The sequence below is a fragment of the Oribacterium sp. P9 genome, assembly GCF_046365365.1.
Lineage (GTDB): Bacteria > Bacillota > Clostridia > Lachnospirales > Lachnospiraceae > Oribacterium.
In genome coordinates this window covers 1-4,245 of record NZ_JBKEIS010000035.1, presented here as the reverse complement: position 1 = coordinate 4,245, position 4,245 = coordinate 1, and the positions used below count along the sequence as shown (strand labels likewise).

General features: G+C 38.5%; 6 protein-coding genes. 5 read left to right on the top strand and 1 reads right to left on the bottom strand.

Annotated elements, in window-relative coordinates; all coding sequences use genetic code 11:
• From ACK8P7_RS10810 to ACK8P7_RS10790, 5 genes are all read left to right on the top strand, one after another.
• Nucleotides 1–191: hypothetical protein (locus tag ACK8P7_RS10810; RefSeq protein WP_410044206.1), on the top strand; the 191-nt coding region annotated here is incomplete at its 5' end.
• Between the two features lie 255 nt (nt 192–446).
• On the top strand, nt 447–725 hold the full coding sequence (locus ACK8P7_RS10805; RefSeq protein WP_410044205.1) for a hypothetical protein: 279 nt from the start codon (nt 447–449) through the stop codon (nt 723–725).
• Nucleotides 722–1,570: a carbohydrate ABC transporter permease gene (locus ACK8P7_RS10800; RefSeq protein WP_410044204.1), complete on the top strand. Its 849-nt coding sequence runs from the start codon at nt 722–724 to the stop codon at nt 1,568–1,570. Before ACK8P7_RS10805 ends, ACK8P7_RS10800 begins: the two co-directional genes overlap by 4 nt.
• Nucleotides 1,571–1,572: 2 nt before the next feature.
• Nucleotides 1,573–2,535, top strand: a complete 963-nt coding sequence (locus ACK8P7_RS10795; RefSeq protein WP_320864744.1) for a small ribosomal subunit Rsm22 family protein — start codon at nt 1,573–1,575, stop codon at nt 2,533–2,535.
• A 22-nt stretch (nt 2,536–2,557) separates the two neighbouring features.
• Nucleotides 2,558–3,928 carry an ABC transporter substrate-binding protein gene (locus ACK8P7_RS10790; protein ID WP_410044203.1) on the top strand — a complete coding sequence of 457 codons (1,371 nt, stop codon included), beginning with the start codon at nt 2,558–2,560 and terminating at the stop codon, nt 3,926–3,928.
• Between the two features lie 94 nt (nt 3,929–4,022).
• Here the strand turns inward: ACK8P7_RS10790 and ACK8P7_RS10785 are convergent.
• Nucleotides 4,023–4,245 (bottom strand): transposase domain-containing protein (locus tag ACK8P7_RS10785; protein ID WP_410044202.1); only part of this gene is annotated, 223 nt, incomplete at its 5' end.

Sequence of the window (4,245 nt, the reverse complement as noted above, 5' to 3'; positions counted from 1 at the left end):
ACCCTCCTTTCGGTTCCCTGATACTGTGGCATCCACCAGCGATTATCATCGTAGACTTGATTGTGACATTGGGGCCAGGCACCGTTAAGTTTTTGTTAAAATATTCTAAACTCGAGTTTATGGTGCCTGGCCCCAATGCGCCTGTAAAGCGGTGCGAAGATATGCTCATCGATATGCGTAAAAATGTGTGAGGAAAAAGTTTCCGCCCAGGAATTTTCCAGCATCCGGCGTTTCCTTTGGGAAAGGAAGCCAAGGGAATCAAAAAGAGAGAGCTGCTGATGATCATTAGGGACAAACGACATGATTAGATACCTCGAAGATATGGTTTTAAGATACTTCTATTATACCCTTTCATCCGCATAAAATCGCGGTTTTCCGGCGATTTATGTTTCAAGATCGTATTCAGTTGTCAAGGTACGGAAAACGGTTACTATAATGTCAATGAGGTGTCATTTTATACTTTTGACACCCGCATCATGTTATCAGTAGTTAGTTCGTTAAGTGAGTTTGAATTGCCCTACGCAATTGCATCTGGTGGAGCAAACGGCACAGCTACATATATGACCTTGATTTATCGAATTGCTTTTACAGAAAGAAAAATTGGATTAGCAAGTGCAATGGTAATTATTTTGTTGTTGCAAATTGCACTATTTTCCTTATTACTTCTGGAAGTACCGAAATTTTTGGCTAGGATATATGAAAATAAAAGGGGGATTGAACAATGACCCTTTTAAAATCAAGAATTATTTCAGTAATACAGTATGTTTTTTTGCTGATAGTGTCTTTTATTGCCGCAGTTCCGTTGCTTTCATGTGTATTAACTTCACTTAAATCAGAAAAAGATCTTTTGCAACAACCATTCTTTTATTTACCGAATGTAGTGGATGGAGTGCAGAATTATAAAACTGTTTTAAGCGGAGGCTACTATAAAGCACTGATTATTACGATGATTATTGTTTTGTTTGCGACTACAATATCATCTTTGCTTAGTGCAATGGTGGCATACATTGTGTGTAGGTTTCAATTTAAAGGAAAGAAAATATTATTAGTGGGAGTGTCTGCTTTAACATTTGTTCCAGCAATGTCTATGCAGGTATATGTATTCAAAATGATGTCTGCCATGCATTTGGTGAATACCATATATGGTTACATATTGTTGGTGTCGGGTGTGGATATTGTTTCCGTTGCAATATTTTCACGTTATTATGGTGTTATTCCAAATGCAATTGATGAAGCTGCTGTACTTGATGGATGTAGTCTGGGCAAAGTGTTTTTTAAAATACATCTCCCGCTATTGAAACAAGCATTTTTGACAACAACCATTATCAAGACTATTTTTGTATATAACGAGTATTACATCGTTAATTTATACTTGCTAAATAAGAACAAGTATAGCACTATAACAACGCTTTTGTATTCATATGCTGCACCATATGGTACAAAATATAATATTATCTGTGCAGGTGTTATTTTGGCAATTTTGCCAACCACAATTTTGTTTTTGGTATTTCAAAAACGTATATATAATGGGTTATCAACAGCGAATACTAATGATTTAGGAGGAAACTAATTATGGATATGCCACTTCAACTCCGTGATGCCATTACGAATTTAGCATCTGGTTACAAGCAGGCACAGTTAAAGAATGCTGCCCAGGCACTCACTGATCGTTATAAAAATGAAAGTGGACAGGGACGAAGACTTGTTACTAAAAATATTGAAACAGCTGCTTATGCTATTGTTAGAATGCCAGCCACATTTGGCGCAGTTAGTTCTGCCTTAGAGTATACAATGGATTATTATGATGGTGAGATATCTAGTGTTATGGATATCGGTGCAGGTACTGGTACTGCAAGTTGGGCGGCAACTTCGGTACTTAAAAATGATTTACAGTTTACCTGCATTGAGAGAGAGCCTTCTATGATTGAATATGGTCAGAAGTTAGCACAAATTGACCACAATCTTGCTAAGGCAAGATGGGTAAGGCAGGATTTCTCAAGTAGCTCAATAACTGGAAAAGCAGATTTAGTTGTTGCTTCATATGCGCTAAATGAATTAGACGAAACCAATAGAAAACGAGTTTTGCAAGAATTGTGGAAGGCAACAAATAAGATTTTGCTTATTGTTGAACCAGGAACTCCAGTCGGTTTTAGTCAAATCCGTTTTGCGAAGGATATGTTAGTTAAAGCCGGTGGAAATGTTGTGGCTCCTTGTACAGCTAATCACACTTGCCCAATTCCTATAGACGATTGGTGTCATTTTACAACAAGAGTATCAAGAGGCAAATTGCACAAAATGCTCAAAGATGGTGACGTTCCATATGAGGATGAAAAATTCTCATTTTTAGCTGTTTCAAAGATGCCTACCGCACACGCTTCGAAGAGAATTCTTAGACATCCAATTAAAGAGCCGGGTAAAATTACGCTTCAGTTATGTACTCAGGAAGGTTTGAAAACACAGTTTGTCGTGAAAAAGGATGGAGCAGCTTTTAAAAAAGCCAGAAAAGCATCTTGTGGGGATGCTTTCGAAGACTAATAGGATAAAGGAGAAATTACGAATGAAGAAGAAATTGTTATCAGTTTTAGCAATCTTGCTATTAGTTATTACTTTTGTTGCAGGCTGCGGAAAGCAGAGCGAAACACCAGCAATGAGTGAACAAGGTATTCCTACTATTGACCAGATAAAGCTTGGTGAGGACTATAAAGATTTAAAGGTCAATATTACAGTGCTGACTTTCAGAACAGATATCATGGATAAACTCAACGGATATGCTGAAGAGTTTAGAAAAATGTACCCGGGAATTAATGTCACTTATGAAGGCGTTGATGACTATGAAGCAAGTGTTCTTGTATACTTAAATAGTAATACTGATTGGGGAGATATTATGATGATCCCAGTCGGATTGGAAAAAAATAAGGTTGGTGAGTATTTTATTGCTCTTGGTACAGAGGATGTATTATCTCAGACATACAACTATACTGGGGCGTGGGCATATGATGGAAATATCTATGGCCTAGCTTCAACAGGAAATGCTAATGGATTAATGTATAACAAAAAAGTCTTTGAAGATGCTGGTATTTCTGATCTTCCAAAGACTCCAGAACAGTTTATGGACGCTCTTTCTGCAATTAGAAAGAATACAGATGCAATTCCGCTTTATACAAATTATGCGGACGAATGGCCAATGAGTTGCTGGGATGCGTATATGGGAATCAATGCAACTGGTGATCCAACATATATCAATCAGGTTATTGTGCATACTGAGAACCCATTTGCTGATAATGGCGATGGAACCCATCCATATGCAGTCTATAAAATTCTTTATGATGCAGTCAATCAAGGACTTACAGAAGAAGACTATACTACAACAAGCGAGGCACTTTCTTACGGAATGCTTAATAATGGTGAGATTGGTGTATTAGCTTTCCCTTCTTGGGGAGTTGTTCAAGCTATGGATGCAGGTGAGCATCCAGAAGATGTAGGCTTTATGCCGTTCCCTATTACTGTTGACGGAAAACAGTATGTAAGCGTAAACGGTGACTATAGCTATGGCATTAATAAGAATTCTACAAATGATGAGCAGATTGCATCTATGATTTATATGAAGTGGCTTATCCATGAATCAGGCTACGACTATGGCGAAGGTGGACTGGCAGTCTTGAAGTCTGGTAAAAGCCCAGAGTTTTATAGTGCATTAAGCGAATGTGAGTTTCTTGAGGATATTCCGGCCTTGGCGGGTGAGGAGACATTCTTTGGCTCACTCAATACTGAAACAGGACTTCTGTTTAATGCTAATGGAAATGCAAAAGGACAGGATATTGTAGAGCATGCTTTTTTAAATGATAAGTCATTCGATGAAATCATGAACGAGTGGAACGAAAGATGGACCGCTGCTCAAAAGAAATATTCTATCGAAATTTCTAAATAATCAAAGCAACAGCGTCTCATAATATACAGTTGTGAGGCGCTGTTGTTATATGATAAACAGTAAGCGCTCAGTGTTAGCTGAGCGCGCTAACTTACTACCGTGAGATCTTTGGGTTTCCATCCTTGTCTTCGATAGTTGCCTTCGTGTCTATTGCACAGAGTTTCTTCATCTTATCTGACCATGGCATCAGCTCTTCCATGCCCTCGGGCTCATGAACGTAGTCCGGCATGTAAAGGAGTACCGCCTGCAGATACTTGAAGACACTCAGGTTGTTAAGTTTTGCTGTCTGCGCCAGGCTGTAGATGATCGCGCTGGCT

What these genes read in the sequence shown, in the direction of transcription:
- ACK8P7_RS10800 (WP_410044204.1), top strand. Translation starts at nt 722, where the DNA reads ATGACCCTTTTAAAATCAAGAATTATTTCAGTAATACAGTATGTTTTT.
- ACK8P7_RS10795 (WP_320864744.1), top strand. Translation starts at nt 1,573, where the DNA reads ATGGATATGCCACTTCAACTCCGTGATGCCATTACGAATTTAGCATCT.
- ACK8P7_RS10790 (WP_410044203.1), top strand. Translation starts at nt 2,558, where the DNA reads ATGAAGAAGAAATTGTTATCAGTTTTAGCAATCTTGCTATTAGTTATT.